This is a genomic window from Amycolatopsis benzoatilytica AK 16/65 (assembly GCF_000383915.1).
GTDB classification, from domain to species: Bacteria; Actinomycetota; Actinomycetes; order Mycobacteriales; family Pseudonocardiaceae; genus Amycolatopsis; species Amycolatopsis benzoatilytica.
In genome coordinates, this window is the sequence record NZ_KB912942.1 from 1,507,385 (window position 1) to 1,533,748 (window position 26,364).

The window sequence follows — 26,364 nt, forward strand, 5'->3', positions numbered from 1 at the left end:
CCACGACGGCGTTAAACCGCTGCTCAGCGGTACCCGCCGCGGCTAGTACCCGCCGCCGTTGTAGCCGCTGCTCGGGGAGGGCGCGGAACCCGTGGTCGTGATCGCCGTACCGCTCGGCGAGACCATCCACCACAGGCCGCCGTTGACGTTGAGTCCTTGGCCGGTGGCCTGCCCCGCGGCATGGTCGCCGACGTAGGTGTACAGCGGATGCCCGTCGAAGCTTTCCTGCTTGCTGCCATCGGCTCGGGAGACGGTGCCGATGGTCCCGCCCGGCGCGGCACCGGTGAGCTGAGTGCCCGCCGGGACCGGCGGCCAGTAGCGGGCGCAGCTGCCGGTGCAGACGGACTGGCCGTCATGGTCCGGGGCGAACAGGTAGAGCGTGTTGCCTTTGCTGTCGGTGAGATGGGTCTGACCGGCCGGAGCCGACGGCGGCGCGGCGGTCCCGCCGCCGCTCCCGCCGCCGCAAGCGGCGGTCACCGCTGCCAGTGCCGCGACCGCGGCAGCCAGACCCAAAGACCTCGCCGGAAACTTGACGATCATCCCAGCCTCCAACCGTGCGTGGGCGGTGTCTTGCCCTCGACACGTAGCCGGCGGCGAGCCGGTTCATCGCGGATCGGTCCGGCTCGCGAGAGGACGTCCGGTACGGCAGCCAGCCTCGCTTGAGCGCAGGTCTCGCCGGGTGCTGTCGTGATGCCTGGGCAGCCGGCGGCCAGTGTGCCGATCTGTCCGTGAAGGGCCCCTTGCGGTACTCGAAGTCCCTGAAGGGGCCCCTGACGGCCGTCGCCCGACCCGGCGCGCTCGGTGTCCCGGTCAGACCGTGCTCGCGGCGCGTGACCACTCGGCGGCCAGGTGTGCGGCGTGCACCGCGCGGCTCCGGTCGACCCCGGCGCGAGCGACCAGCCGGAGCCGCGAGACGCCGTCCGGCACGCTCGGCGGGCGGAAGCAGCCGACCAGAATGTCCTGTTCGGACAGTCGGTTCGCGGCGGCAACCGCTTGCTCGGGGGAGTCGGCCGGAATCGACTGCACGGCTCCGGGCGCGACCGGAACGCCCGCCGCCTCGGCGATCGCGGCCGCGAGCCGGTGGACTTCCGCGACGCGATCCGGTTCCGCGGTCACGATCCGGCAGGCTTCCGCGGCGCTCGCCGCGGCGGCCGGGGCGAGGCCGGTGTCGAAGATGAACGTCCGCGCGGTGTTGACGAGATGTTCCCGCAGCAGCGGGGATCCCAGCACGGCACCGCCTTGCGAACCGAGCGATTTGGACAAGGTGGCCGTCACCGCGACGTGCGGTGCGGCAGCTAGCCCGGCCGCGTGCACCGCGCCCCGGCCGTTGCCCGCTACGCCGATCCCGTGCGCCTCGTCGACTACCAGGAACGCGTCGTGCTTGGCGCACAGATCCGCGGTGCGGCGGAGATCCGGGGCGTCGCCGAGCACTGAGTAGATCGACTCGACCACCACGATCGCCCGCTCCTGCGTCCGGTCGCGCAGCAGCCGGGCCAAGGCATCGAGATCACTGTGCGCGCAGATCGCGACGGGGGACCGCGACAGCCTGGCTCCGTCGATCAGCGACGCGTGGATGTGCGCGTCGGTGATCAGCAGCGTGTCCGGCGAACCGAGCGCGGTGACGACGCCGATGTTTGCCGTGTAGCCACTCGAAAAGACCAGTGCGGCCGGCTGCCCGGTGAGCTCGGACAGCGCGTGCTCCAGCTCGGTGTGGCACGGGGTGGTGCCGGTGACGACTCGCGACGCGCCAGCACCGGCGCCGTACCGCTCGACGGCTCGCGCCGCGGCCGCGCGCAGCCTCGGATCGGAGCTGAGACTCAGGTAGTCGTTCGACGCCAGATCCAAAGTAGACGGTCCGGGGTGGCGCCGGTCGTCGGTCCGGCGGACCAATCCGGCGGCTCGCCGGTCGCGTTCGGCGGCGGTGAGCCAGTCGTGCATGGACACCATCGCGGTCACGCGTTGGGGGCGACCGCGGTGCCCGCGCCGCGTTCCCGCAGGGCCGGGGTGGCCGCAGCGTCCGCCGGAGACTGGTTCTCGGCCGCGCCGAGCACCTCGAACCCGCCGTCGGCGATCATGTCCAGATCGGCCTTGGCGGCCTGGCCCTCGCTGGTCAGGTAGTCGCCGAGGAACAGGCTGTTCACGACGTGCAGGGCGAGCGGCTGCAGCGAGCGCAGGTGCATCTCGCGGCCGCCGGCCATCCGGACTTCCTTGTCCGGGCAGGCGAACCGGGCCAGCGCGAGGATCTTCAGCGCGCGCGGCGGGCTCAGTTCCCAGGTGCCGGCCAGCGGGGTGCCCTCGAACGGCATCAGGAAGTTGACCGGGATCGAATCGCTGCCCAGTTCGCGCAGCGCGAAGATCGCGTCGATCAGCTCGTCGTCGGACTCGCCCATGCCGACGATCAGGCCGGAGCACGCGGAAAGCCCGGCGGCCTTGGCCTTTTCGACGGTGTCGACGCGGTCGTCGTAGCCGTGCGTCGTGCAGATCTCTTCGTAGCGCGACTCGCTCGTGTTCAGGTTGTGGTTGTAGGCGTCGACGCCCGCGTCGCGCAGCCGCTCCGCCTGCCCGTCCTTGAGCAGCCCGAGGCATGCGCACACCTCGACTCCGGCGTGCGCGGACTTCACCGCTTCGACGGCCTGCGCGACCCGGTCGACGTCCCGGTCGCTCGGTCCGCGTCCGCTCGCGACCAGGCACACCCGGGACGCGCCGCCCTGCACGCCTGCGCTGGCCTGCCGCGCGGTTTCCTCGGCGGAAAGCCACGAGTACTTGAGGATCTGCGCCGACGAGCCGAGCCGCTGCGAGCAGTAGCCGCAGTCCTCGGGGCACAGGCCAGACTTGAGGTTGACCAGGTAGTTCACCTTGACCCGGTTGCCGAAGTGCGCGCGCCGCAACCGGCTGGCCGCCGCGACCAGGCCGAGCACGTCCTCGTCCGGCGCGCTCAGGATGGCGCGGGCGTCTTCGCGGTCCAGTACGCCGCCGGCCAGCTGCCGGGAGGCCAGGTCGTCAAAGTTTTTGAACACCTATCAAATCGTAGGCGGGCCGGACGCCCGAAGCAAGCGCCCGGCAGAATGTGCCCGGTGAAGGTGACGCGAGACCAGATCGTCGACCGGGCGTACGAGCTGCTCCGGGAGGCCGGACTGAGCAGCTTGTCGATGCGCCGGGTGGCGCTCGACCTGGGGGTGCAGCCGGGTGCGCTCTACTACCACGTCGCCAACAAGCAGGAGCTGCTCGCGGTGGTCGCGGCCCGGATCCTGGACGGGCTGCCGGGGGTGGCCGACGACCCGCGCGGGGCGGCCGAGGGCTTCCGCCAGGCGCTGCTGCGGGTCCGGGACGGGGCCGAGGTGGTCTCGTTCGTCCAGGCCTACCGGCCCGACCTGCTGGTGCCGACGCACGCGCTGCGCCGGCTGTTCGCCGCGAAGTTCGATGCCCGGCACGCGGAGTGGGCCGCCCGCACGGTTGTCCACTATGTACTCGGGTTCGTCGCTGAAGAGCAGAACCACGCCGAGCTGGTGCGCGCCGGGATCGTCGAGGACGATCGGGCGCACAGCGGCGATTCGGACGAGGCGTTCGCGTTCGGCATCGACGCGATCCTCAGTGGACTGTCCGGTTGAGACGGAAGGGCGTGGCCGCAGCCGTGGTTGCCCGAGGAGTTGGTCCGGTGCCTGCTGGCCTGGTTTCCCGGATGGAACGCCACCAGGTGGCGGTCTACCTGCTCGCGCTGGCCGCGGGCGGGCTCGCCGGGTGGCTGGCCCCGGCCGCTGGTCCCGGTCTGGCCCCGCTGATCAACCCGGTGCTGGCGGCCCTGCTGTACGTGACGTTCCTGCAGGTCCCCGCCGCGGAACTGGGCCGCGCGCTGCGCGACGGGCGGTTCCTGGGCGCGGCGCTGGCGGTGAACTTCGTCGTGGTGCCGATCGTCGTCGCGGCGATGTTCTCCTTCCTTCCCGCCGGGCAGGCGCTGCGGCTCGGGATGCTGCTCGTGCTGCTCGCCCCGTGCGTGGACTACGTGATCGTCTTCAGCGGCCTGGCCGGGGGCAGCAGCCGTCGCTTGCTGGCCGCGACGCCGTTGCTGTTGCTCGCGCAGATGGTTCTGCTGCCCGTGTTCCTCGCGCTCTTCCTCGGCACCGGCCTGGCTCAGGTCGTCCAGGCCGGACCGTTCGTGGAAGCATTCCTGGTGCTGATCGTCATCCCGTTGGCGCTGGCCTGGCTCACGCAAGCCTGGGCCGCCCGGCGCGCCACCGGCCGCCGGGTCGCTACGGCCGCCGGGACCGCGATGGTGCCGTTGATGGCCGTGACGCTGCTCACCGTGGTCGCTTCCCAGATCCCGAAACTGCACGGCGGCCTGGGCCCGGTGGTCGCGGTGGTGCCGTTCTATGTGGCCTTCCTGGTGGTGATGGCCTTCGCTGGCCTCGGCGTCGCGCGGCTGTTCCGCCTGGACGTGCCTGCCGGGCGGGCGATCGTTTTCACCGGCGCGACCCGGAATTCGCTGGTCGTGCTGCCGTTGGCGCTGTCGTTGCCGGAGGGGTTCGCGGCCGCGCCGGTCGCGGTGGTGACGCAGACGCTGGTGGAAGTCGCCGGAATGGTTTGTTACGTGCGGCTGGTGCCTCGCCTGCTGCCCGCGGCTTCGTGACGGAGCGGACCGGCTAGCGGCCGGTGGTGCCGTCGATCAGTTCGCGGAGGATGTCGGCGTGCCCGGCGTGCCGTCCGGTTTCCTCGATCAAGTGGGTGAGCGCCCAGCGGACGCTCGGCCCGGTGCGGCCCGGGAACGGGGCGGCGAGGTCGGGACAGGCGTCGAGGAGTTCGTTGGCGTGCTGGACGGTTTCCCGGTAGCGGGCAACGACCGCGGGCACCGCATCGCCGGTGCGGAAGGTCGCGGGCCAGTTCGTGACTGTCTCGCCCAGGACGAGCGCACGTTCGACCTGTGTCAGGTGGTGGAGCAGACCGACGAGATTCGTGCCGGACGAGACAGCGGCGGCGTGCGCTCCGGCTTCGGGCGCACCGTCCACTTTGGCCGCGATTGAAGCGCGGAGGTAGTCGAGAAATCCGCGCAGGACTTCGGTTTCGGTGCCGCCGGTACGCGGCGGTGGAGTGTCGCGGCGATGGAGCATGACGGATTCTCCCAGGGATGGCGGGCTTTTGGGGCGGTCAGACTGTCCGGCGGATCAGCAGCACGTGGTCGATCACCTCGGCGATGCGGCCGTCGGGACCGGTGGCCGTGCGGGCGGGGGAATCGGCGCGATCGACGGTCCACCCGGCCGGGTCGAGCGCGAGCTCCGCGGCGATCTCGCGCGGGCCGGGCAACCGGGCGGTGGGGTCTTGGTTCCACGACCACGGCGCGATCGAGCCGTGGTCGACGATCAGCAACCGGCCGCCGGGGCGCAGAGCGCGCGCGGCGGTGCGGAAAATCGCAGTGCGGTCCAGGTCGAACGGAGACTGCAGGTAGTGCGCGGAGATCAGGTCGAACTCGCCTGCCGGAAAGCTGGCATTCAGGTCGTGCCGGACCGCGGTGATCCGGTCTCCGGACAGCCGCCCGACGGCTGCCGCGGAGACGTCGGTGGCAGTGACTCGCCAGCTGCGGGCGGCGAGCCAGCGGGTGTCGCCGCCGGCGCCGCTGCCCAAGTCCAGTGCGGTGCCGGGCGGGAGAGCGGCGGCGGCTTCTTCGAGACGGACGTTCGGGCGCTGCGGCGCGGCAGGGGGCGTGGCGTGGACTTCGTCCCAGAACAGGAGTGCGTCAGCGGTCATCGGGCACCTTTCGTCGCAGTGGTGCCGTCAGCTTGGCGGGACAGGATCGGTGCGGGCACGCGATCTTGCTGGAATGGCAAGAGGTTCGCGGCACCTCGGCGGCCAGCGGTGACCGGTGGCTCCGGCTGCTAGGCCTCGTGCCGGTACTGGCTGCCCGGGGGAAGGCTCGCGGCGGGAGGGAAAGCGGTCGCGGCGGGGAGAGAGCGCGGTCGCGGGGGCAGGCGGGAGGGAGAGCGCGGCTAGTTCAGGCGGATTGGGTCAAAGGCCGCTGCCAGCCCGGTTTCGGGCTGTCCAGGCCGGCCTGGTTGCGGTGGGGCCGACGGGGGCGCGCGCCCGCCATCCGGCGCCGTGCGCACCTCGGCGGGGTTTCGCGCGACCAGGTGCACGGCTGGCGCGTTCCGCCCAGCAGAGCCAGGACCTCCGGGCTCACTCCGGCGCGCAGCCGGCCAGCCAGTTCCGGCGACGTCTGCCCGAGGGCGGTGTACACCGCCCGGACCAGGCACCGCGCGGCGCGAGGCGAACGCCTGGTGTTCAACGAGATTTCCAGCAGCAGCGCCGACTGCTCCGAGGTCCGGCCAGGGTAGCGCGGACGGACTCCCAGCCGGGCTTGTTCCGGCAGCGGAAGACACCGCAGCAGGCTTTCCAGGACACTGAGCACCGTCTCGCGGCTCTGCGCCGCGCTGCCGGTGCGAGGCCCCGGAATGACTTCTTTTCGCATCACCACGGCCATCAACTCCCTCTACCCAGAGTAGCTGACTGGCCTCGATTCGTCACCTTCCCGGTGAGCCCACAGTGTCCACTGTGGACATTGGGGTGTGCGTCAGGCGGAGCCGCGCAGGACGGCGTCCAGGTCGGCTTGGGTGCCTAAAGTGCGGAGATCGGCCGGGGCGGGGCAGCCGATCCGGTGGTCGTCATCGCGCACCGCGGCCGCGAACCGGGCCACCCGCGACGGGGACGGGACGACGCTGGGGCCGCCCAGGTAGCGCAGGACGATGAGGTCTTCGCCGGAATGGGTTTCCACCGCCGCCGCCCAGCCGCGGACCTCGTCCCACAGGAGCGCGACGTCGCGATCCGGGTAGGCGGGAAGGTGCCCGTCGAGAGCGACGTACGCGGAGACCGGCGGTTCGTGGTCCACCGTGCAGGATTCGAGGCCAACGCCCAGTGCGCCGGTGACGTCGGCGAGATAGCTCCACAGGCGGGCCAGCACCGGACTCGACGGGCCGGTCTGGACGATGTGCGGCGACGGGGACACGGGGATGCCTTTCTCGTGCGGATAACGGCGCGGAGCGGGGGGTCTCCGTGCCGGGCTGCCTCGGGGCCGGCGGTTCCGGCGGAGGAGATCCGTCGGCACCGCCGCTCGCGGCGACCTTGGTGCGGCGGCGTCGGGAGGCGCGGCCGGGAGTCCGGCCGGGCTGCCGGGGCACCCGCTCCCCGTCAGGTTCCCGGCGGCGCTGCACCGGAAACCTGGTGGGCCTGGCGGAGTCCCCGGTCCGCATCCGCCGGTGGACGCGGCCGTGCTCTTCTTTTAGCATGTCATCGAAACGATGACAACTGATATGTCGTCGAAAGGATGACACGATGGCGGACGCGGATCCGGCGGAGGCGCTGCACGACGTGCACCAGGCGGTCCTCGCCGCGCGGGACGGCGGAGCGGACCCGGATCGGTTGCTGGCGGCCCTGACGACGCTCCGGGCGCTGCGCGACGGACTCGCCGGTTGGGAGCCGGAGCTGATCGCGGCCGCGCGTGCGGCCGGCGCGAGCTGGGCAGTGCTCGCCCCGGCGCTCGGGGTGGCCAGCCGGCAGGCTGCTGAGCGCCGGTACCTGCGGCTCCAACCGTCGGCGAGCGGGGAGACGACCGGGGAAGCGCGCGTTGACGCCGAACGCGATCGCCGTGCGGGCGACCGGGCGGTGGTGGCGTGGGCACGCCGCAACTCGGCGTCGTTGCGGCGGCTCGCCGCCGAAGCGAGTGCCGCCGCCGACCTGGACGCAGCCGGGCAGGAAAGCGCCGACCGGCTCGGGGCCGCACTCGGCCAAAACGATGCGGCCGGCCTGCTGTCACCGCTGGCGGACGTGCAGCTGCACCTCGCGCGCGAGCATGCCGGCCTCGCCGACCGGGTCGGCGCGGTCGCGGAGCACGCCGACCGCCTGCGGCAGGACGCGGCCGGCCGCAGAAAGGGCGGAGCGAGATGAATTTCCTTGGGGGAGCTCGGGGTGGCGGATGCGGGAGGCGCCGGCGGAAGCCTTCCGACGCGAGCGTGGCCGGTGCTCGATGCGCGTGCGATTTGTCTCAGCGGTACGCCGGATCGGGTCATTCCGGGCGCGTCCCTCGCGCGATGGCGGCGACTAGGGCACTCTGGGCTGCGGTTGAGCAGCCAGCCAGATGACCGTGAAACTTTCCGGCCCGGCCCCGCGCCAGGCATTCCGACAAGGAGAGCAGAGCGATGAGCGAGCTGACTGACCCGGTGACCGATGCGCCGGGCGCGTTGTCGATCGAACGAGCCGACCGTCCGCCGGCCGCGGTGCTGGTGCTGCGCGGGGACCTCGATCTCGGGACCGCTCCGCAGCTGACCGCGGCGGTCGCCGCGGTCAGCGGCGAGCCGGCTTTGCTCGTGCTGGACCTGGCCGGGGTCGAATTTCTCGCGTCCGCTGGCCTGACCGCGTTGCTGGCCGCCTGCCGGGAAGCCCCGGCGGGCACCGAGGTGCGCATCGTCGCCGCGGGGCGGCCGACGATGCGGCCGATCCAGCTGACCGGTCTGGAAGACGCCTTGCCGCTGTACCAGACGCTCGAAGAGGCGCTGTCCTCGAAGTGATCAGCCGGTCTCGGCGCAGCGGCGGAGCACCATCAGCGCCACGTCGTCCTGCGGGGGCCGGGAGCCGATCAGCGCGGCCATGATCCGGGAGCAGGCCCGTTCCGGATCTTCGGCGCGCACCAGGTTCGCGAGCACCCGCAGGCCGGTGTCGGCCAACTGGTCCCGGCGCTCGACAAGACCGTCGGTGCAGAAGACGGCGACCGCGCCCGGTGGCAGCTCCACCAAGGCGGTGCGCCGCCGGACGGGTTTCCCGAGAGCCAGGCCGATCGGAGGGTCGGGAGGGACTGCGGCGAGTTCCGCAGGTTCGCCCGGCGCGGCGACCACGGGCGGCAGATGCCCGGCGAGAGACAGCGCGATGCGCTCGTGCCCGGCGTCGAGCACGCCGTAGGCGACGGTCGCCATCACGCCGTGCTCGAAGTGGACCGCCTTGCGATTGAGTTTGTCGAGTACCTCGGCGGGGTCGGGGCAATCGAGCGCGTACGCGCGCAGCGCGCTCCGGAGCCGGCCCATCACGACCGCCGCTTCGAGACCGTGCCCGGCGACGTCGCCCATCACGATGCCGGTCCGGCCGCCGGGCAGCCGGAAGACGTCGTACCAGTCGCCGCCGAGCCCAGCTTCCGCGCCCGGGACATAGCGGGCGGCCAAGCGGAGGCCGTCGATGCTGGGCAGAATGCCCGGGAGCAGGCTGCGCTGCAGGGCGATCGCGGCGGCCTGGTCCTGGCGGGTGGTTTCCAGGCGCAGGAGGGCGGCGAGCCGGTCGGCGAGCAGCCGCAGGGTCTCCACGTCGGCGGCGGCGAACCGCCGCTGCCGCACCGATCCGACGTGGAGCACGCCGACCAGTTCTGTTCCGGCGAGCATCGGCACGCCAAGCATCGCCCGCAGCCCCCGTTCCCACAGCAGGGGGTTGACCACCGTCGTCTCGTCGACGTGGTCGAGGACGACTGCGTCCCGGCTGGCGGCCACCCGGCCGGCGAACCCGGCGCCCACCGGGATCTGCACGCCTTGGCAGACCTCTTCCTCCAGTCCCGCGGCCGCGATGGCGACGAGCCGACGCGAGTGCGGGTCGTGGCGCAGCACGGTGGCCGTGTCGACGTCGAGCACGGCGCAGGCCCGGGCCAGGACCTTCGCGAGTTCCTCGCCGGGCTCTGACTGGCCCGGCCCCGCGCCGAGGATCTCGTCCAGCAAAGCGCGAGGCGAGGCAGCTGTCATGGACTGACACTAGCCGAGTCCCGGCCGCGCGCCGGGTGTGAATCCGTTCCGATCCGGGTATTCCCGCGAAAGCCGGAGCGGGAAGGTGTCGAACGTGGCCGGTCTGGGAGCGGCGACAAGCGGCCCGCCTTGGGAATTCGACCTGCGAGAGACGGGCGTCTCCGCGCTGCCGCGAATCCGCGCCTGGGCCGGTCGGCTGTTGCCGCAGCTGTCGCCAGCTGATCTCGCCGATGTCTTGATGGTGGTGGAAGAACTCGCGTCGAACGCCTACGAGCACACGCCCGGTCCTCGCTGCGCCCGGCTGACCGCGCGGGGCCGGCCGTGCCAGGTCGTGGTCGAAGTGGACGACCCGGTTCTCGTCCGGCCGCGGTTGCGTCCGCCGGACCCGGCCCGCACGCGCGGACGGGGAATGCTGCTCGTCGATCGGCTGTCGGATGCCTGGGGAGTACGGGAGCGCCCAGACGGCAAGACGGTCTGGGCTTGCCTCGGCTTCGGCGCGCGGTAGCGGGAACCCGGCGGTTCACCGGCCCTGCTGAGGGTCGGAGTCGTCGTGCGGATCGCCGGACGAAGTGCCCTGCTCGCCGCGGATGATCTCGCGTTCTTCTTCCGGGGTGTCGCCGTAGACGTCGTCGGGCCGGCGCGGCTCGGTCATAGTGCTTCTCCTTCGTTCGCGGTCCACGGGTACCCGCGACGTCGCCCCCCCAACCGGCCGAGCAGCCGGGCCGCGCGAATGCTCGAGGGCCAAACTTGCCTGGCGGGCAATATTGGGCGGTGATGTCGAAACAGCGGCGGCCAGTTCGTGGAGTGGGCGAGAGACGAACGAGAGGAGCGGTCATGGCCGAGGTGGTAAGCGCGACGCGGGTGGTCGACGCACCGGTCGAGCGGGTTTTCGCAGTGCTGGCGGACCCGGCGGCGCACGCCGCGATCGACGGCACCGGGTGGGTGCAGGCGTGCGTCGACCCGGCACCGTTGTCCGAAGCAGGGCAGCTGTTCCGGATGGACATGCACCACGACGAGCACCCGGACGGCGACTACCAGGTGCTCAACAAAGTCGAGGTGTTCTCCGCGCCGCACGCGATCGGCTGGCTGACCGGCTCCCGCAAGCCCGACGGCGAGCCGGAGTTCGGCGGCTGGCTGTGGCGCTACGACCTGCGGCGAGCCGGCTCGGGCGCGGAGGTGACTTTGTCCTACGACTGGTCCGGAGTGCCGCAGTACGTGCGGGACCGGGGAATCCGGTTCCCGCCGTTCGGGCCGGAGCACCTGGGGAATTCGTTGCGGCACTTGGCGGAGCTGGCGGAGTCCCGGTGAAGCGACCGGCCGCTTCGGGCACAGCTGTCGCGGGCGGCTTCGACCTCGGCGCGATGCGTATCGGACCGGGACGTGACCGCGGCGAACACGGGAGCCAGGCTGCGCCCGAGGTCAAGCCAGCAACGGTCCCAGCCGGCGTGCGTGTTCCTGGAGAGCGGTCAGCAGCGCGTCATCGAGTTGTGCGATCCGGCCCGGCGGACCACACAACGCCAAGCCGGCTACGAGCTGTCCGTCCGAGTCCCGGACCGGCACCGCGACACAGCCCCGGTCCGGGCGCAGTTCCCCGCATTGCCGGGCGACACCGGTCCGGGCGGCCTCGGCGAGAGAACCGCCGAGTTCGGCGGCGTTCACCAGCGTGTGTTCCGTGAAGCCGCGCAGATCGCGCACCAGCGCGCGCCAATCGGGCTGTTCGGCCAGCAGCAGCTTGCCCAGCGCGGACGCGTGCGGGTACCGGGACAGCGTCGCCTCGTCGGTCGGCGGATGGTCCGGGTCGGGGTCGACCAAGATGAGCCGTCCGGTGGTGAACGACGCCAGGTGCACGCCCCAGCGGACGATGCCGCGCAGGTGCTCCACGACGGTCCGCGCGGCGGTGCTGGGGACGGAAACGGCGGGCACGGTCAGGCGAACCGCGCGGCGGCCGAGCGCGAAGCCGCGCAGGTCGGGGAGCCGGACCAGGTACTCCTCGGCGACCAGCAGGTTCAGCAATCGGTACGTCGTGGCCGGCGGCAGGTGGAGTGCGGCGGAGATTTCCTTCGCGGTCACGCCCGGACCGGCGGCGATGACCTCCTCCAGCACTGCGAGCGCGCTCCGCACGGCCTTCGGCTGCCGTCCGGACAGCGGTGACGCACCGCCCGTCATCGGCCGGTGTCCTGGCTGCCGAGCAGGTCCGCGGCGCTCGTCTCGTCATAGACGCCGATCGCGGCGAGCTGGGGCCGGCGGCGCAGCGCCAGCCAGCCTGCCCAGGCCGCGGCCAGCACGACCAGTCCCGCCCAGGCTCGCAGCATCTCGCCGCTCACCCCGGAGGTCACGAAGAACCCGAGCACGACAACAAGCACCAGCGAACTGACCGCCGCCGCGACGACCGGCCCGCGCGTCAGCTCGCCGATGCGGCGCAGGAACAGCGGCGCGGCGAGGCAAACCAGCAGGTAGGCCACCAGATAGCCGAACACTGTCGTCGCGATCAGCACTTGGAGGATCTGCGTGGGCGACGCTCCGGTCAGCAGATACCCCGCCGCGATCAGGCCGGCGGCGGGCATCGCGACGGCGATCGCGACCGACGGACTGCGGAAGCGCGGGTGCGTCGTGCCGAAAGCCCGTGGCAGCACGCCTTCGCGGCCCATCGAGAACAACACCCGGGCCAGCGCGTTCCCGGTCGCGAGAACACTGGCGAAGAACGACATCGCGATACCGATGTTCAGCAACGCCGACAGCCACGGCATGTGCGCGGCGACGGCCAGGGAAGCGACCGGCTCGGTCTGCCCGGCCAGCCCGCCCGGGGTCGATGAGAAGCCAAGTTCCTGGACGTAGCAAGCGAACAGGAACAGCACGCCGGACCCGCCGGCGGTCCAGAGGATCGCGCGCGGGACAGTCTGGAACGGCCGCTTGGCTTCGACCCCGAACGCGGCGGCGGCCTCGAATCCGATGAACGCGCCGAGCGCGGGCAGCACCCCGGACGCCACTCCGCGCAGCGAGAACGAAGGCACGCCCAGCCGGGCGAACCGGTCCGCGGCGCCGGAGCTGGTCAGCAACGTCGCGAAAATGGCCAGCATCAGCACGATCGAGACGGCCTCGACCACGAAGACCACGCGGGCGGAGAGCCGGACGCCCCGCCGGATCAGCACGGTCGCCACGCCGGTCAGCACGAGCACGATCGCGATCGGGACTGGCCATCCGGGCGGCAGCAGCGCGGAAAGATAGGCCGCGGCGCCGACGTAGGCGAGCGCGGTCAGCGCTCCGTACCCGAGCAGCAAGGCAGCGCCGGACGCGAGCGCGGCGAGCGGGCCGAGACCCTTCGCGGTGATGCTGTAGAGCGATCCGGCGGCCGCCATCCGCCGCGTGAACTGGCCGATGCAGGCACCCACGAGCAGCGCCACCACGGTCGCGACGAGAAAGGACCAGATCGCGGCCGGACCGGCGGTCGCGGCCACGATGGCGGGCGTGGTAGCCATCGCCGCCGTGGGCGCCGTCGCGGACACGGACTGTCCCAGCACCTCGGCGAACCCCAGCTTCCGCCGGTCGAGGCCGTCGACTGGGGAGCGGTAGCGCAGCCGGTGCCGCCCGGTCGTGGCCGCCGCGGCCTGCTCGGGGTAGGTCGCCAGATCGGGCCGCCGGTGGTCTGCCATCGCCGGCCTCCTGGTGCTGCTGAGCGCGATGCGTGCGGACGAACGATAACCCGCTGCCGGTGCGGGAGCACAGCGTCGGGAGCTCGAATGAGAATTCGCGGCGCGGCCTTCTCGCGACGCGGGAACGCGGCCGCCGGTTTTCCCCGCGACCCGGCATCGGCCGTTGAACCGCGGCGGCCGGGAAGTGATCGTCGTCTCCCATCCCACCGCCGCAGGAGGACGAGATGGACACCTCGCGAACAACCGCCCCCGCTCCGCCGGCCGCTGCGCCGAGAACTCTCTCCGGCAAACTCGGAGTCGGCTCGATCGTCTTCATGGTCGTCGCCGCCGCCGCACCGCTGACCGTGATCGCCGGCGCGGTGCCACTCGGCATCGCCCAAGGCGACGGCGCGGGCTTCCCCGCCACATTCGTGCTGTGCTGCGGTGTTCTGCTGTTGTTCGCGGTCGGATTCTGCGCCATGACGCGGCATGTGCCGAACGCGGGTGCGTTCTACACCTACATCCACAAAGGACTCGGCCGCAGCATGGGCCTCGGCTCGGCGTTCCTGGCGCTGGCCACCTACACCGCGGTGCAGCTCGCGGTCTACGGCTACCTCGGCGCGACCCTGTCGGGCCTCGTCACGCACTACGGCGGACCCACGCTGCCGTGGTGGCTGTATGCGGCGGCCGCGCTCGGGATCGTGTCCGCGCTCGGCTACCGGCACATCGAATTGTCCGGCAAAGTCCTCGGTGTACTCCTGGTCTGCGAGGTCGGCATCGTGCTCGTCTTCGACGCGGCGGTGAACGTGCGCGGCGGCGCGCACGGCCTGTCGACCGCGTTGCTGCAGCCAGCGCAGATCGGGTCCGGTTCGCTCGGGATCGGGATCATGTTCGCCATCGCGAGCTTCCTCGGCTTCGAAGCCACCGCGGTCTACCGCTCGGAAGCCCGCCGCCCGGAGCGCACCGTGCCCCGCGCGACCTACCTCGCACTGCTGCTGATCGGCGGCTTCTACACGCTGTCCAGCTGGTCGCTCGTCTCCGCCTGGGGCGACCGCGACGCCGTCACGCAGGCGAACCAGAACCCGGGCGGCATGCTGACCTCCTCGGTCACCCGCTACCTCGGCGCATCGGCCGGCGAGCTCGTCCAGATCCTGCTGGTGACCAGTCTGTTCGCCGCACTGCTGTCATTCCACAACGTCATCGCGCGGTACACGTTCTCGCTCGGCAACGCGGGCGCGCTGCCGACCCGCTGCGGCCGCAGCCACGCACGGCACGGGTCTCCGCACGTCGCGTCGGCGGTGCAGTCGGTGAGCGCGCTCGTGCTGATAGCGGTGTTCGCGCTGGCGAAAATGGACCCGGTCACGCAGGTGTTCTCCTGGATGGCCGGGACCGCGACCCTGGGCGTCCTCGCGCTGATGGCGCTGACTTGCCTGTCCGTGCTGGTGTTCTTCCGCCGCACGACGATCGACCGCCGGCGCTGGAACACCGTCGTCGCCCCGTCGCTGGGCTCGGCCGGCCTGGCCGCCGCGCTGGCGCTGACCGTCGCGAACTTCCCGATGCTGATCGGCGGTTCCGGTGAGCTGGCCGCCGGGATCGGGTTCATCCTGGTCGTCGTCTTCGCGCTCGGCACAGGTCTTTCGCTGGCCCGCCGACACGTCCTCGTCACTCTGCCTGCCTGACTCCCCGCGTCCGCCCGACCATGACAGGAGCATCCGCAATGACCGTCACCGAACCGGCCGTCGAACTCTCCGGCCACCCGCTGCACCCGATCCGGGAAGAGGAGGTGCGCGCCGTCCGGCGGATCCTCGCCGAAGCCGGGCTCTTGCCGGAGACCGTGCGCTGCTGCTACTTCGGGCCGGAAGAGCCGGAAAAGTCCGCCGTGCTGGCGGGCGAACCGGCCGACCGCCGCTTTCGCGTGCTGCTGCTCGAGCTGCCGACCGGTGCCTCGCGAGACGTGGTCGTGTCCGTCACGCGGTCCACAGTGGACGCGGCTGTGGAGCTGGACCCGCGGCGCGACGGCCAGCCGCCGATCATCGACACCGAGTTCGAGCTGATCGAGGAAATCCTCGCCGGGAACGAGGAATGGCGCACCGCGCTGGCCGGCCGCGGCCTCGACCCGGGCCAGGTGCGGGTGGTGCCGCTGTCGGCGGGCTCGTATTTCCCGCAGGAGTCCGGTCGCCGGGTGGTGCGGACGCTCGGGTTCTGGCAGGAGCACGAAAAGGACCACCCGTGGGCGCATCCGGTGGACGGCCTGGTCGCCTACGTCGACTTGACCACGCACGAGGTGATGGAAGTCCTCGACCATCGCAGCCATCCGGTGCCCGCGGAACCGGGCAACTTCGACGACCCGGCGCAGACCGGACCGGCGCGCACCACGCTGAAACCGATCGAGATCACCCAGCCCGAGGGCGTCAGCTTCACCGTCGAGGACGGCCTGCTCCGCTGGGAGAACTTCGAGCTGCGCATCGGGTTCAACGAGCGGGAAGGGCTTACTCTGCACCAGATCTCGTTCGACGGCAGGCCGATCGTGTACCGCGCGTCGATCGCCGAGATGGTGGTTCCCTACGCCGATCCGTCGCCGGTCCGGTTCTGGCAGAACTATTTCGACTGCGGCGAGTACATGTTCGCCCGTTACACGAACTCGCTCGAGCTGGGCTGCGACTGTCTCGGCGAAATCACCTACCTGGACGCCGTCATCGCCGACGACCAGCTGCGGCCACAGGTGATCCGCAATGCGATCTGCCTGCACGAGGAGGACTACGGCGTGCTGTGGAAGCACAGCGATCTGTTCGCCGGCTCGCAGGAAACGCGCCGGCAGCGGCGGATGGTGGTGTCGTTCTTCACCACGATCGGCAACTACGACTACGGCTTCTACTGGTACCTCTACCTCGACGGCACTATCGAATGCGAGGCCAAGGCGACCGGCATCGTGTTCACCTCGGCCTATCCCGAGGAAGGCCATCCGTACGCCAGCGAAGTCGCACCCGGACTGGGTGCGCCGTACCACCAGCACCTGTTCTCCGCCCGGCTGGACATGATGGTCGACGGTCCGCGCAACGCGGTCGACGAGGTCGAAGCGGCCGCGGTGCCGGTCGGCCCGGGCAACCCGCACGGCAACGCGTTCACCGAGCGCCGAACTCGGCTGCACACTGAATCGGAAGCGCAACGGACGGCTGATCAAGGCCGGGCGCGGGTGTGGCAGATCGTGAACCCGGAGCGGCGGAACCGGCTGGGCCGCAACGTCGCGTACGCGCTCTACCCGCAGGGGCAGCCGACGCTGCTGGCGGACGAGTCGTCGGTGGTCCACGCCCGGGCGAACTTCGCGACCCGGCATCTGTGGGTCACCCCGTACGCGACGGCCGAGCGTTATCCGGCAGGCGATTTCGTGAACCAGCACCCCGGCGGCGGCGGGCTGCCCGCGTGGACCGCGGCGGATCGGAACGTTGACGGCGAGGACATCGTGCTGTGGCACACCTTCGGGCTCACGCACTTCCCGCGTCCGGAGGACTGGCCGGTGATGCCGGTGGACTACGCCGGGTTCACGCTCAAGCCGGTCGGCTTCTTCGACCGGAATCCGACGCTCGACGTTCCGCCGAGCGCTTCGTCGCACTGCTGCCATGCCGAGTGACTTGGCCTGGCTTCCCGGTCTGGCGTGGCGACGGCACGTCCCGCACGCGGTGATGGCCGTCGCCATGCTGGTCCTGCAGTTGGTGCCGATCGCCCCGTTGTCGCCGCCGGTGTGGTTCGTGACGCTCTCTGGCGCTGCGATCTGGCTGGCCTGCACCGAGGAAGATTCGGCGCCGCGCCTGCACGGGACGTACGACCTCGCTGGCATGGCGGTGCTGGCGCTGGCCATGCCGATGCCCGGAATGTCCGGCGGGGCGCCGCTGCTGGCGGGCTGCTGGCTGGCCGGGAAGCTGGCAGTGGAGATCCGCCGCCCGCTTCGGGATCCGGCGAACGCGGCGATGGCGGTCGCGATGTGCCTGATGCTCGCCCCGATTTGATCCGAGGACGTACTATTATGGCGTTCGAGGCTCTGGCCGGGTGGATTGCCTGCCAGGGCGCGGGTGCGCAGTTAGGGTCGGGGGATGTCGACAGCAGTGGGCGGGTCATCGAAGGGTGCGCGGGCCGGGCGCCGAGTCAACCTGGAGGCGCCGGCCGATCTTTCGGCCGCGCCAGGATATGGGGCTCGCCGGCTTTACCAGGCGTATCTGGCGGCGTGGAACCGGCATGTCGACCCCGTGCTCACCGGGCCGCAATTCGCGGTGCTGTCGGCGGTGCGGGCCTATCCGGGATACGACCAGACTGCGCTGGCGAGCGCGGTCGCACTGGACACGTCGACGATGGCGGACGTCTGCCGCCGACTGGAAAGCCGCGGGCTGATCGCGCGCGGCCCGGCACCGCACGACGCGCGAGCGAAAGTCCTGACGCTCACCGACGACGGGCAGGCGGCATTCCGCGAGGTGACCCGCCGGACGCGGAAACTGGACCGGGCGCTGCTGGCGGACTGCCCGGAGGAGAAGCGGGCGGAGATCGCGGAACTGCTGAACGACCTCGGGGCACTCTGGGAAGCGGTCGCCGAACGGGAGGAGATCTGACGGCAGGCTCCCGCCGGTGCCTCGTGACCGGGCGTCCGGCCGCACGCATGCGCTGCGTCCGTGAGGAGCCCCTTGCGGGACTTGAAGTCCGTCAGGGGCTCTTTGAGGGACTTGAAGTCCCTCAAGGGGTCCTTCACGGACTTGACTGGAGCGTGCGAGAGGGGCGAGCGCGCGAGTTGGCCTAGTGTCGCTCGCTCCCGCGCCGCATCGCTTCACGGAATCCGGGTCGGTCAGGGGTCCGTTCGCGGAATCTGGGCCGATCGATGGGTCCGTTCGCGGAATCTAAGTCCGTCAGGGGCTCCTTGAGGGAATCAGATTCCCTCAAGGGGCCCTTCACGGACTTGAACCGGGGCCGCGCTAGAGCAGCCGAGCCCAGGCATGGCCCAGGCACGGCCCAGCCTCGAACCAGGGTCGCTCTCTGCCGCGTCACGTTAATTCCTCGTGACTTGCCGACCAACCATTGCGTGTTCGGATAATCCGTGTTCGGATTAACTCGTCCGGGTGCCGCCCGGCCGGAGGCGAACACGGCAGGAGGTCTGGAAGTGGCAGCGAGTCAATCCTTCGAGGTAGTGGTCGCCGGGGGCGGCCTTGGCGGGCTGTGCGCGGCGTTGTCGCTGCGCCAGCGCGGCCTGCGGGTCACCGTGGTGGAAGCCGCGCCGCAGCTGGGGGAGATCGGGGCCGGGATCCAGACCGCGCCGAACGCCAGCCGGATCCTGATCGGGCTCGGGTTGCGCGGCGAACTGCAGAAGGTCCGGTGCGAGCCGCAGGACCAGGTGCGCAGGCGGTGGGCGGACGGCAGCATTATCGCGCAGCTGCCGCTCGGGCAGCGGGTGGTCGAGCAGTACGGCGCTCCCTACTGGCACTACCACCGTGCGGACCTGCACTCGGTGCTGCTGAACGCGTGCCTCGACCCGGACGGCGCGGGTCCGGTCGTCGAGGTCGCGACCGGTGCGAAGGTGGTCGACCTGGACCGGCGGAATCCGGATCGGCCCGCGGTGATCACCGCGGACGGGCGGCGGTTCGAAGGCGATCTCGTCGTCGGCGCGGACGGGATCCGGTCCGCGGTCCGCGATCTGGCCGGCTTCGACGACACGCTGGCTTTCTCCGGCGAAATGGCTTACCGTGCGCTGATCCCGGGCGACTTGATCGCCGCCGACCCGGCCACCCGGTTCCTCGTCGACCGTTACCACTCGACAATCTGGTACGGCCCGGACAAACACTTGGTGCACTACATGATCCGCGGCGGCGAGTACCTGAACGTCGTAGCGATCGTGCCGTGCACGGAGACCGTCGAGAAGGACTGGAGCGCGCCGGCGAGCGCCGAGCAGCTCGCTGCCGAGTACTCCGACTGGGACGACCGCGTTCCGGCGATGCTGGCCAAGGCGAAGGACGACGTCTCGGTGTGGGCGATGTACCGCCGCCGCCGCGACCCGGTCTGGGTCGACGGGCGGGTCGCGCTCCTCGGGGATGCTTGCCACGCAATGCTTCCGTACCAGGCGCAGGGTGCGTCGCAGGCGATGGAGGACGGCGCCGTGCTCGCCGAAGAGCTGGGCCAGGTCGCCCGGGACGGCATCGACGGCGCGCTGGCCCGCTACGTGCACCGCCGCGCCAAGCACGCCGGGATGGTGCAGGACGCGTCCCTGCGGAACATGAGCTTCTACCACCTGCCGGACGGCCCGGAACAGCGCGAGCGCGACGAAAAGCTGCGCCGCTTCGACGGCGAGTCCGACGTTTCCTACGACTGGCTGTGGAACGGCACCCCGCTCATCGACCCGGACAACGAATCCATCCACTACCAGTTCGCCCGATAACAAGCACGGCACACGCAGACTTCGCAGAAGGAGCACGGCTATGCGTACCGGAGACCAGGTGGTCCAAGACTTGCCTTGGCGCTGGAGCGTCCAAGGCAAGATCTTCCTCATCGGCGGGCTCGGCTACATGTTCGACGCATGGGATGTGGCGCTTAACGGATTCCTCACCCCGTTGGTGGGCACGGAATTCGGCTTGTCCGCCACCCAGCGGGGGTTTGTCGCGACCGCCAACCTGATCGGCATGGCGGTCGGTGCGGTCGTCTGGGGGACGGTCGCCGACCGGATCGGGCGGAAGCGGGCGTTCAGCATCACCTTGCTGTTGTTCGCGTTCTTCTCGGTGTTCGCCGCGCTTTCGCCGAACCTGGAGGTGTTCCTGCTGCTGCGGTTCCTCGCCGGCGTCGGGCTCGGCGGCTGTATCCCGGTGGACTACGCGATCGTCAGCGAGTTCTCGCCGCGCAAGCAACGCGGCCGGGTACTGTCCGCAATGGACGGTTGGTGGCCGGTCGGCACGACGCTGGCCGGGGTGTCGGCGACGCTGCTGGTGCCGGTGCACGGGAACTGGCGCTGGATGCTGGTGCTGATGATCCTGCCCGCGGTGCTGCTGTTCTGGGCACGGCGAGGGGTGCCGGAATCGCCGTTGTACCTGGTGCGCAAGGGCCGCGAAGCGGAAGCCCGGCTGGTGATCGACGACCTGGTCGCCCGTACTGGTGCGCCGAAGGAGCAGTACCGGATCCCGCCGGCGGTCAAAGAGGACAAGCGCGCTGGCGGCCTGCTCGCCGCGGCCGACCAGCTGCGCCGCGTGTGGGCGTACAACCCGAAGGTCACCGGGGTCGCCTGGGCGCTGTTCATCACCGTGATGCTGGTGTACTACGCCGCGCTGAGCTGGATGCCGTCGATCCTGAGGGCGCGGGGCTTCGGGGAGATCGCCGCGTTCGCGTCGACCACGCTGATGAACGCGCTCGGTATCGTCGGCGTCGTGGTGGCGGTACTGCTCGTGGACCGGATCGGCCGCAAGCGGGTGATCGCCGCGGCCGGGCCGCTCGCCGCGCTCACCCTGGTGATTTTCTCGCTGGTGCTCGGTTCGGCCGGGGCGGCGGTGGCCGCGATCGGCGCGTTCGGCCTGTTCTCGCTGATCGTCATCCCGGTGATGTACGCGTTCGTTTCCGAGCTGTACCCGACCGAGCTGCGCGCTTCCGGGTTCGGCTGGGCTTCGTCGTCCGGCCGGGCGGTCACCGGGTTCGCCCCGCTGCTGTTCGGCAGCGTGCTCTGGCCAGTGCTCGGCCTGCCGCTGACCTTCACGCTGCTCGGCCTGCTCGTGGTCGGGGCCGTGGTGTTCATGATGTTCTGCGCCCCCGAGACCCGGGGCCGGGAACTGGACCGGATCGACGACGCCGCGCCGGCTCCGCAACCGTCCGAATTGGACGCCGTTTGAGTTTCGCCGTACCGGAAAGGAATCCCGTATGAAGCCCGCCGCGTTCGCCTACCACCGGGCGCACGACGTCGCCGACGCGGTCGGCCTGCTGTCCGATCTCGCCGGGCGAGGCCGGGAGCCGAAGGCGATCGCGGGCGGGCAGAGCCTGATGCCGATGATGAGCTTCCGGCTCGCCCGGCCGAGCGACCTGGTCGACCTCGGACGGCTGCGGGAACTGCCCGGCCTGGCCGGGATCGAGCAGCGCGGCGAGGAACTGCGCATCGGCGCGATGGTGACCCACCGCCGGGTCGAGCTCGCCGCTGGCGAGCTCGGCCCGGGCTTCGCGGTGCTGGCCGAGGCGATGCGGTACGTCGGGCATCTGCCGATCCGCTCGCGCGGGACGGTCGGAGGCAGCATCGTGCACGGCGACGCCACCGCGGAGTGGTGCATGCTGGCGCTGCTGCTGGACGCGGTGATCGTCGCGGAAGGCCCGGACGGGCGCCGGGAGATCCCGGCGGGGGAGATGTTCTACGGCTTCTACGCGACCGCGGTGGAGGCGGACGAGGTCGTCACCGAGATCCGGTTCACCAGGCCCGCGCCGCTGGCTGCCCTCACCGAGTTTTCCCGTCGCGCCGGGGATTTCGCCACGGTCGCGGCGGCGGTGACGGTGGAGCCGGAGCCGGACGGTTCGCTGCGCGGCGGACGCGTGGTGCTCGGCGGAGTGGCCCCGGCCCCGCTGCGGGTCCCGGAAGCGGAGGCAGTGCTGGCGGACGGCGCGCCGGGTCCGGAGTTGTTCGCCGCGTGCGGCGAAGCGGCTGCGGAAGCGATCGATCCGCGCAGCGACGCGCAGGGCAGCGCGGACTACCGCCGGGCGCTGACCAGGACCTTGGTCGCGCGAAGTCTCAGCCAGGCGTGGGAAAGGGGAGAACGCTGATGGCCAGCTCACCCGAGGAACCCCGGTTCGACGGCCGCGGCGGCCGCTGGATCGGCGCGCCGGTGCGGCGGCGCGAAGACCCGCGCCTGGTCACCGGACGCGGCAGGTTCGTCGACGACATCCACCTGACCGGAATGCTGCACGCCGGGTTCGTGCGGGCGACTGTCGCGCACGGCAAGATCACCGGGCTGGACTTGGCCGCGACCCGCGAGGTGCCCGGCGTCGTCGCCGCGTACTCGGCGGAAGACCTCCAGCTCGGCGACATGGTCGCACTGCTGGACCGGCCGCCGGAGGAGTTCACGCCGACCACGATGCCGATCCTCGCCCGGGGCAAGGTCCGGTTCGTCGGCGAACCGGTCGCGCTGGTGATCGCGAAGGATCCGTACACGGTCGAAGACGGCATCGAAGCCGCGCAGGTCAGCTACGACGTCCTGGACGCGGTGGTGGACGAGGACACCGCGCTCGCCGAAGCCGCTCCGCTGGTGCACGAGGAGGCATCGAGCAACGTTCTGCTCGACGTGACGTCGTTCGACACCCCGGGCGTGGACGAAGCGTTCGGCGAGGCGGGATGCGTGATCGAACTCGTCACCCGCAGCGGCCGGCAGAACGCCTTGCCGCTGGAGACTCGCGGGGTAGTCGCGTCTTGGGACGACCGGGACGAACAGCTGCTCGTCCAGACCTGCAGCCAGGTCCCGCACCAGGTCCGCACCGTGCTGGCCCGTTCGCTGCGGGTGCCGGAGCGGTCGGTGCGGGTGGTGGTGCCGGACATGGGCGGCGGCTTCGGGCAGAAATGCGTGGTGGGGCGGGAAGAGATCGCCGTCGCGGCGGCGGCGAAACGGCTGCGGCGGCCGGTTAAGTGGATCGAGGACCGCAGCGAAGCGCTCGCGTCCGGCTTTCTCGCCCGGGAGCAGCGATACCGCACGCGTGCCGCGTTCACCGCCGAAGGCGAGCTGACCGCGCTGGAGTCGGACATCGTCTGCGACATGGGCGCGTACTCCTGCTACCCGTTCACCGTCGGCATCGAGCCGCTGATGGCCGCGGCGGAAATGCCGTCGGTGTACCGGGTCCCGGCTTATCGCGTGCGCGCACGGGCGATCACCAGCAACAAGGCGCCGACCGCGCCGTACCGCGGAGTCAGCCGCCCGCAGTACGTGATGGTGATGGAACGGGTGATGGACCTGGCCGCGCGCCGGCTCGGCCTGGACCCGGTGGAGATCCGGCGGCGCAACGTGATCACCGAATTCCCGTACCGGGGCGTCAACCAGGTCACCTACGACCCGGGCAGCTATCTGGAATCTCTGGAGCTGGCCGAGCGGATCCTCCGCGACGAAGGCTGGTACGACCGGCGCGAGAAGAACCCGCGCCTCGGCATCGGCTACAGCTGCTTCTCCGAGCGCACCGGCTATGGCTCCGAGGCGTTCGCGAAACGCAAGATGACCGTGGTCCCCGGGTTCGACGTGTCGGAGATCCGGATGGACCTCACCGGGTCGGTCGTGGTCACCAGCGGCACCGTCAACCACGGCCAGTCGCACGAGACCACGTTCGCGCAGATCGTCGCCGAACGGCTCGGCGTCGACCTGGCGAAGGTCAAGCTGCGCCAGGGCGACACCGAGCGGATCGCTTACGGCTGGGGCACTTTCGCCTCGCGATCGGTGACGATCGGCGGTTCGGCGGTCGCCACCGCGGCGACCCGGCTGGGGGAGCAGCTGTGCGTCATCGCCGCGCATCTGCTGGACACCCACGCCGAGAACGTCGAACTGGACGGAAACGGCGGCGTCCTCCAGCTGGACGACCCCGGCAAGCGGCTGTCCTTCGAAGAGATCGCCGATGTCGCGTACTTGCGCAGCCACCTGCTGCCCAAGGAAGCCGAGCCGACGCTCACCGCGACCGCGTCGTTCGACGTCCCGGGCGACGGCACGTTCTCGAACGCGACTCACGCGGTCGTGGTCGAAGCCGATCCGGGCACCGGTCAGGTGAAGATTCTTCGCTACGCGTGCGTCGAGGACTGCGGCGTGGTGATCAACCCGAAGGTGGTCGACGGCCAGGCGCGCGGCGGCATCGCGCAAGGCATCGCCGGCGCGTTGTTCGAGGAAGTCACTTACGCGGAGAACGGCGAACCCTCTGCCGCGAGCTTCATCGACTACCTCGTCCCGACCGCGGCGGAGATCCCCGACATCACGGTGGACCATCTCGAAACCCCGTGCGCCTTCACCGAAAGCGGCGCGAAGGGGGCCGGCGAGGGCGGCACCATCGGCGCGCCCGCCGCGGTGCTGAACGCGGTCAACGACCTTCTCTGGCACACCGGGGTCCAGCTCGAACAGACCCCGGTCCACCCGGAATCCGTCCTCGCCGCGCTGACGGGGGCTGGCTTGGCCGACCGGGAGAAAGCGGGTACTGGCGCATGACCGACAAACAGCTGATCGTCTTGACCGTCAACGGCGAGGAACACGAACTGCTCGTCGAACCGCGCTGGACGCTGCTGGACGTGCTGCGGCACGAGGTGGGACTCACCGGCACGCACGCCGGCTGCGAACACGGCGTGTGCGGGGCGTGCACGATCCTGGTCGACGGCGAACCGGTACGGGCCTGCCTGATGTACGCGGTGCAGGCCGAAGACTGTGCGATCCGCACCGTCGAAGATCTCGGCACCCCGGAGGAGCCGAACGATCTGCAGCAGGCGTTCTCCGAGCACCACGGCCTGCAGTGCGGGTTCTGCACCCCGGGTTTCCTGATGCTGGCGGAAGGTTTCCTCGCGCAGGAACCGTCCCCGTCGCGGGAGGAGATCCGGGAGGCGGTGTCCTCGAATCTCTGCCGGTGCACCGGCTACCAGACCATTGTCGACGCGATCGAAGCCACCGCCGCCCGCCGGTGCGGCGCGGTGTGCGGAGTCGCCAACCAGGAGGCCGTTCGGTGATCCTCGAGAACAAGCTGGACCTGCCCGGCGACCCGGACACGGTGTTCGCCCTGCTCAACGACGTCGAGCGGGTCGCGGGCTGCCTGCCCGGCGCGGTGCTGGAGGGCCGGGACGGCGAGTCCTACCTCGGCAAGGTCAAGTTCAAGGTCGGGCCGGTCAGCGCCGCGTACGCGGGCAAGGTGCGGTTCACCGAAATCGCTGCGGGCGAGCGGCGGCTGCGGCTGTCGGCACGGGGCGCGGACAGCCACGGCAACGGAGACGCGGAGGCCGACGTCACGCTGACCCTGGTGCCCGGGCCGCAGGGTTCTTCGCTGAGCCTGCACACCGATCTGGTGGTGCGGGGCAAGATCGCACAGTTCGGCAAGGGCGCGATCAGCACCGTGTCGAACCGGATCCTGCAGCAGTTCGCACAGAACCTCGGCGCGCTGCTGGAAAACGGCGGCAGTGCGTCGGTCGCGGCCCCACCGGCCCCGGCCCCCGCCCCGGCCTCGGATTCGCTGGACGGCCTGGCGATGCTGCTTCCGCCGAACGCGAAGCGGTACGCCGCCATCGCCGCCGCCGGCGCGCTCGGCCTGTTCCAGGGCTGGCTGCTGGGCCGGATCCGGTCCCAGAACAAACTGATCAAGGAGCTGCTTCGTGATCGCGCCTGAACCGAACGGGCTGCACGGCGCCGAGACCGACCGCACCTACGCGCGCGCGGGCTTCGGTGCGGCGGTGCCGCGCGGAACTGCTCCGGTGCTGGTCGTCGTGGATCTGACCCGTGGCTTCACCGAGCCGGAATTCCCCTCCGGGGCCGATCTCTCCGCTGAGGTGGCGGCGGCGTCCGCATTGGTCCGCGCGGCGCACGAGAGCGGTGCACCAGTCGTCTACACCGCGATCAGCTACACAGCCGCCGAAGCGGACGGCGACGCGATCGCCTGGCTGCGCAAAGCCCCTGGCATGCGCAGCCTCCGCGACGGCAGCGCCGAGGTCGCCCTCGACCCGCGGCTGGACTGGCGCGACGGGGACCACCTGATCGTGAAGAAGGGCGCGTCCGCCTTCCACGGCACGAGCCTCGCCGCGCTCCTCAGCGGACTCGGCGCGGACACCGTGCTGGTGTGCGGCGCGACCACGTCCGGCTGCGTCCGGGCGACCGCGGTCGACTCAGTGCAGTCCGGCTTGAACACGCTCGTCGTCCGCGAGGCGTGCGGCGACCGCGCCGCCGGGCCGCACGCCGCCGCGCTGTTCGACCTGCAGGCCAAGTACGCCGATGTCATCGACCTGAGCGAGGGCGTCGGGCTCCTCGCCAAAGCCCGCTGAAAGGAGTTCCCGC

28 protein-coding genes are annotated in these 26,364 nt (G+C 71.0%); 17 read left to right on the forward strand and 11 right to left on the reverse strand.

Annotation, left to right across the window (positions count from 1 at the left end; all coding sequences use genetic code 11):
* Positions 1-42 precede the first annotated feature (42 nt).
* The 3 genes from AMYBE_RS0107205 to bioB form a co-directional block, all read right to left on the reverse strand.
* Positions 43-540 (reverse strand): COG4315 family predicted lipoprotein, encoded by a 498-nt coding sequence (locus AMYBE_RS0107205; RefSeq protein WP_020658682.1) that lies wholly within the window; start codon positions 538-540, stop codon positions 43-45.
* 270 nt (positions 541-810) lie between these two features.
* Positions 811-1,947: an 8-amino-7-oxononanoate synthase gene (locus tag AMYBE_RS0107210; protein WP_034288006.1), complete on the reverse strand. Its 1,137-nt coding sequence runs from the start codon at positions 1,945-1,947 to the stop codon at positions 811-813.
* A 5-nt stretch (positions 1,948-1,952) separates the two neighbouring features.
* Entirely contained in the window at positions 1,953-3,017 is a 1,065-nt protein-coding gene (gene bioB, locus AMYBE_RS0107215) for a biotin synthase BioB (protein WP_020658684.1), read from the reverse strand.
* Between the two features lie 48 nt (positions 3,018-3,065).
* Between bioB and AMYBE_RS0107220 the strand changes: the two genes are divergently transcribed.
* Both AMYBE_RS0107220 and AMYBE_RS0107225 read left to right on the forward strand, forming a co-directional pair.
* A complete protein-coding gene (locus AMYBE_RS0107220) occupies positions 3,066-3,608 on the forward strand; it encodes a TetR/AcrR family transcriptional regulator C-terminal domain-containing protein (protein WP_154676138.1) in 543 nt (180 codons plus the stop codon).
* A 71-nt stretch (positions 3,609-3,679) separates the two neighbouring features.
* A complete protein-coding gene (locus AMYBE_RS0107225) occupies positions 3,680-4,624 on the forward strand; it encodes an arsenic resistance protein (protein WP_020658686.1) in 945 nt (314 codons plus the stop codon).
* A 13-nt stretch (positions 4,625-4,637) separates the two neighbouring features.
* On the opposite strand, the gene AMYBE_RS0107230 is transcribed toward AMYBE_RS0107225, so the two are convergent.
* The 4 genes from AMYBE_RS0107230 to AMYBE_RS0107245 form a co-directional block, all read right to left on the reverse strand.
* Positions 4,638-5,102 (reverse strand): mycothiol transferase, encoded by a 465-nt coding sequence (locus AMYBE_RS0107230; protein WP_020658687.1) that lies wholly within the window; start codon positions 5,100-5,102, stop codon positions 4,638-4,640.
* 37 nt (positions 5,103-5,139) lie between these two features.
* Positions 5,140-5,736: a class I SAM-dependent methyltransferase gene (locus tag AMYBE_RS0107235; protein WP_020658688.1), complete on the reverse strand. Its 597-nt coding sequence runs from the start codon at positions 5,734-5,736 to the stop codon at positions 5,140-5,142.
* A gap of 244 nt (positions 5,737-5,980) precedes the next feature.
* On the reverse strand, positions 5,981-6,466 hold the full coding sequence (locus tag AMYBE_RS0107240) for a hypothetical protein (protein ID WP_020658689.1): 486 nt from the start codon (positions 6,464-6,466) through the stop codon (positions 5,981-5,983).
* A gap of 90 nt (positions 6,467-6,556) precedes the next feature.
* Complete coding sequence (locus AMYBE_RS0107245) at positions 6,557-6,988, reverse strand: DUF6292 family protein (RefSeq protein WP_020658690.1); 432 nt, start codon at positions 6,986-6,988, stop codon at positions 6,557-6,559.
* Between the two features lie 326 nt (positions 6,989-7,314).
* Between AMYBE_RS0107245 and AMYBE_RS0107250 the strand changes: the two genes are divergently transcribed.
* Both AMYBE_RS0107250 and AMYBE_RS0107255 read left to right on the forward strand, forming a co-directional pair.
* Positions 7,315-7,926: a hypothetical protein gene (locus AMYBE_RS0107250; protein WP_020658691.1), complete on the forward strand. Its 612-nt coding sequence runs from the start codon at positions 7,315-7,317 to the stop codon at positions 7,924-7,926.
* A gap of 251 nt (positions 7,927-8,177) precedes the next feature.
* Positions 8,178-8,546 carry an STAS domain-containing protein gene (locus AMYBE_RS0107255; protein ID WP_020658692.1) on the forward strand — a complete coding sequence of 123 codons (369 nt, stop codon included), beginning with the start codon at positions 8,178-8,180 and terminating at the stop codon, positions 8,544-8,546.
* Here the strand turns inward: AMYBE_RS0107255 and AMYBE_RS0107260 are convergent, their stop codons facing one another.
* On the reverse strand, positions 8,547-9,755 hold the full coding sequence (locus tag AMYBE_RS0107260) for a PP2C family protein-serine/threonine phosphatase (protein WP_027927450.1): 1,209 nt from the start codon (positions 9,753-9,755) through the stop codon (positions 8,547-8,549).
* A gap of 94 nt (positions 9,756-9,849) precedes the next feature.
* Here AMYBE_RS0107260 and AMYBE_RS0107265 point away from each other — a divergent pair, with 94 nt between their 5' ends.
* On the forward strand, positions 9,850-10,260 hold the full coding sequence (locus AMYBE_RS0107265) for an ATP-binding protein (protein ID WP_027927451.1): 411 nt from the start codon (positions 9,850-9,852) through the stop codon (positions 10,258-10,260).
* Positions 10,261-10,275: 15 nt separating this feature from the next.
* On the opposite strand, the gene AMYBE_RS46600 is transcribed toward AMYBE_RS0107265, so the two are convergent.
* Positions 10,276-10,407, reverse strand: a complete 132-nt coding sequence (locus AMYBE_RS46600) for a hypothetical protein (protein ID WP_020658695.1) — start codon at positions 10,405-10,407, stop codon at positions 10,276-10,278.
* Between the two features lie 182 nt (positions 10,408-10,589).
* On the opposite strand from AMYBE_RS46600, the gene AMYBE_RS0107275 reads away from it, so the two are divergent.
* Positions 10,590-11,063 (forward strand): SRPBCC family protein, encoded by a 474-nt coding sequence (locus tag AMYBE_RS0107275; RefSeq protein ID WP_020658696.1) that lies wholly within the window; start codon positions 10,590-10,592, stop codon positions 11,061-11,063.
* Between the two features lie 111 nt (positions 11,064-11,174).
* On the opposite strand, the gene AMYBE_RS0107280 is transcribed toward AMYBE_RS0107275, so the two are convergent.
* Complete coding sequence (locus AMYBE_RS0107280; protein WP_020658697.1) at positions 11,175-11,921, reverse strand: IclR family transcriptional regulator; 747 nt, start codon at positions 11,919-11,921, stop codon at positions 11,175-11,177.
* Complete coding sequence (locus AMYBE_RS0107285) at positions 11,918-13,405, reverse strand: APC family permease (RefSeq protein WP_020658698.1); 1,488 nt, start codon at positions 13,403-13,405, stop codon at positions 11,918-11,920. The genes AMYBE_RS0107280 and AMYBE_RS0107285 overlap by 4 nt, the downstream gene beginning before the upstream one ends.
* Before the next feature lie 224 nt (positions 13,406-13,629).
* Here AMYBE_RS0107285 and AMYBE_RS0107290 point away from each other — a divergent pair, with 224 nt between their 5' ends.
* From AMYBE_RS0107290 to AMYBE_RS0107340, 11 genes are all read left to right on the forward strand, one after another.
* The gene (locus AMYBE_RS0107290; RefSeq protein WP_020658699.1) at positions 13,630-15,063 is read left to right on the forward strand and encodes an APC family permease; all 1,434 of its coding nucleotides are present in this window, start codon (positions 13,630-13,632) and stop codon (positions 15,061-15,063) included.
* Between the two features lie 38 nt (positions 15,064-15,101).
* Complete coding sequence (locus AMYBE_RS0107295; RefSeq protein WP_020658700.1) at positions 15,102-17,012, forward strand: primary-amine oxidase; 1,911 nt, start codon at positions 15,102-15,104, stop codon at positions 17,010-17,012.
* Positions 17,002-17,388: a hypothetical protein gene (locus AMYBE_RS0107300; RefSeq protein WP_020658701.1), complete on the forward strand. Its 387-nt coding sequence runs from the start codon at positions 17,002-17,004 to the stop codon at positions 17,386-17,388. Before AMYBE_RS0107295 ends, AMYBE_RS0107300 begins: the two co-directional genes overlap by 11 nt.
* An 84-nt stretch (positions 17,389-17,472) precedes the next feature.
* Complete coding sequence (locus AMYBE_RS0107305; RefSeq protein WP_084469885.1) at positions 17,473-17,982, forward strand: MarR family winged helix-turn-helix transcriptional regulator; 510 nt, start codon at positions 17,473-17,475, stop codon at positions 17,980-17,982.
* Positions 17,983-18,524: 542 nt separating this feature from the next.
* Positions 18,525-19,793 (forward strand): FAD-dependent monooxygenase, encoded by a 1,269-nt coding sequence (locus tag AMYBE_RS0107310; protein WP_027927454.1) that lies wholly within the window; start codon positions 18,525-18,527, stop codon positions 19,791-19,793.
* Between the two features lie 40 nt (positions 19,794-19,833).
* Positions 19,834-21,225 carry an MFS transporter gene (locus AMYBE_RS0107315; protein ID WP_020658704.1) on the forward strand — a complete coding sequence of 464 codons (1,392 nt, stop codon included), beginning with the start codon at positions 19,834-19,836 and terminating at the stop codon, positions 21,223-21,225.
* A gap of 28 nt (positions 21,226-21,253) precedes the next feature.
* On the forward strand, positions 21,254-22,138 hold the full coding sequence (locus AMYBE_RS0107320) for an FAD binding domain-containing protein (protein ID WP_020658705.1): 885 nt from the start codon (positions 21,254-21,256) through the stop codon (positions 22,136-22,138).
* The gene (locus tag AMYBE_RS0107325) at positions 22,138-24,543 is read left to right on the forward strand and encodes a xanthine dehydrogenase family protein molybdopterin-binding subunit (RefSeq protein ID WP_020658706.1); all 2,406 of its coding nucleotides are present in this window, start codon (positions 22,138-22,140) and stop codon (positions 24,541-24,543) included. The genes AMYBE_RS0107320 and AMYBE_RS0107325 overlap by 1 nt, the downstream gene beginning before the upstream one ends.
* Complete coding sequence (locus AMYBE_RS0107330; RefSeq protein ID WP_020658707.1) at positions 24,540-25,052, forward strand: (2Fe-2S)-binding protein; 513 nt, start codon at positions 24,540-24,542, stop codon at positions 25,050-25,052. Before AMYBE_RS0107325 ends, AMYBE_RS0107330 begins: the two co-directional genes overlap by 4 nt.
* A complete protein-coding gene (locus tag AMYBE_RS0107335) occupies positions 25,049-25,702 on the forward strand; it encodes an SRPBCC family protein (protein WP_020658708.1) in 654 nt (217 codons plus the stop codon). Before AMYBE_RS0107330 ends, AMYBE_RS0107335 begins: the two co-directional genes overlap by 4 nt.
* Positions 25,689-26,351 carry an isochorismatase family protein gene (locus tag AMYBE_RS0107340; protein ID WP_020658709.1) on the forward strand — a complete coding sequence of 221 codons (663 nt, stop codon included), beginning with the start codon at positions 25,689-25,691 and terminating at the stop codon, positions 26,349-26,351. The genes AMYBE_RS0107335 and AMYBE_RS0107340 overlap by 14 nt, the downstream gene beginning before the upstream one ends.
* Positions 26,352-26,364 lie beyond the last annotated feature (13 nt).